Here is a 1,336-nt window from a genome sequence, read left to right as displayed (position 1 = left end):
GGCCGGCGTCCCGGCCGGACCGATGAGCTCCGGGCCCCACCGGGACAGCCGGGCCCGCTCCCGGTCGGCGACGGCCCGCACCGCGTGCAGCGCGGACGGCAGCAGCAACAGGCCCACACCGGCCAGGCAGGCCACCGCCGTCAGGGCCAGCCACAGCGTCGCGAGCAGCGCCAGCAGTCCGGTGCCCATTCCGCCGATGAGGTGTTCCAGGGCGTCCAGCGCGGCCCGGGCACGGGCCGGCACGGCCCCTGAACGCCCCGGCCGGCCGTCCGCCGCCCCGTCGTGAGTCGCCACCGTCCACACCTCCCAGGCGCGGAGGATAGGCCACCGGGTCCCGGGCCCGCCGGGCCATCCGCCCAGTGGTACGGGGCCGGAAGCGCTCCGGGACCGGCGTGGCGTACTCACTCGCGGAGGCCGATGCCCTCGACCGGAGGGGTGCGCAGGAGCCGGCCGACGGGAAGCACCGTCGCGACGAGCGCCAGGATGACGGTGCCGCCCACGACGACGGCCCAGCCGGCGGCCGGGACGTAGGGCACGCGCTGCCCGGCCACGGCGTTGACGACCGAGGTCAGGGTGACGGCCGCGATCGCGCCGCCGATGACGAGCGCCGTGCCCAGCAGGCCGGCCTGTTCGGCGTGCACCATCCGCTTCACCTGACGGCGGGTGACGCCGGCCAGGCGCAGCAGGGCGAGTTCCCGGGTCCGGGCCAGGGCGGCCATGACGAGCGTGTTGGCGGCGGCCAGGACCGCGTAGCCGACCAGGACCGCGATGAGCAGCTTGTTCAGCCAGCCGCTGACGGCGAGGTCCTGGGCGATGTCGCCGGTGAGCCGGTCGGTGTCGACCAACGCGGCGGCCGGATACCGGCCGGCCAGGCCGGCCAGGCCGGCTCCGGTGTCCGCGTCCGGTGCCGTGCGGATGAGCACCCGGTCGTCGAGTCCGGTGACGGTGTGTCCGGCGAGGGTCTCCGTGTGGAGGGTGACGTCGCCGAAGCCCCAGCCGCGTTCGTACAGGGCGACGACGCGCAGGGTGACGGGTGTGCCGTCGCCGAGCCACAGTCCGGCCTCGTCCCCCAGGTGCCAGCCGGCGGCGTCCGCCTGTGCGGTGGACACGGCCACGGTGCCTTCGCGCAGCTCGGTGAGGCTGCCCGACCGGACCTTCAGGTCCATCGTCCGTTCCACTCCCTCCGGGTCGATGCCCTGGGCGGTCACGGTCCGTGCCTCGAGCCCGCCCGGCACGACGACCGAGGTGCGGCGCACCCCGGTCGCGGCGAGCACGCCGGGGACGCGGCGGGCCTCGGCCGTGGCGGAGGCGGGCAGCCCGGCGGCGCCGGTCAGGG

Annotated in this window: 2 protein-coding genes; both read right to left on the bottom strand. The window is 76.6% G+C overall.

Translation table 11 applies throughout. The annotated features are described in order from the left end of the window. Positions 1 to 294 (bottom strand): sensor domain-containing protein (locus tag B7767_RS37400; protein ID WP_179167459.1); only part of this gene is annotated, 294 nt, incomplete at its 3' end. A 107-nt stretch (positions 295 to 401) separates the two neighbouring features. Further along, positions 402 to 1,336 (bottom strand): FtsX-like permease family protein (locus B7767_RS37395; protein ID WP_143652862.1); only part of this gene is annotated, 935 nt, incomplete at its 5' end.

It is taken from the genome of Streptomyces sp. 13-12-16, assembly GCF_002114215.1.
GTDB lineage: Bacteria > Actinomycetota > Actinomycetes > Streptomycetales > Streptomycetaceae > Streptomyces.
This window is presented reverse-complemented; position numbering and strand designations above follow the sequence as displayed.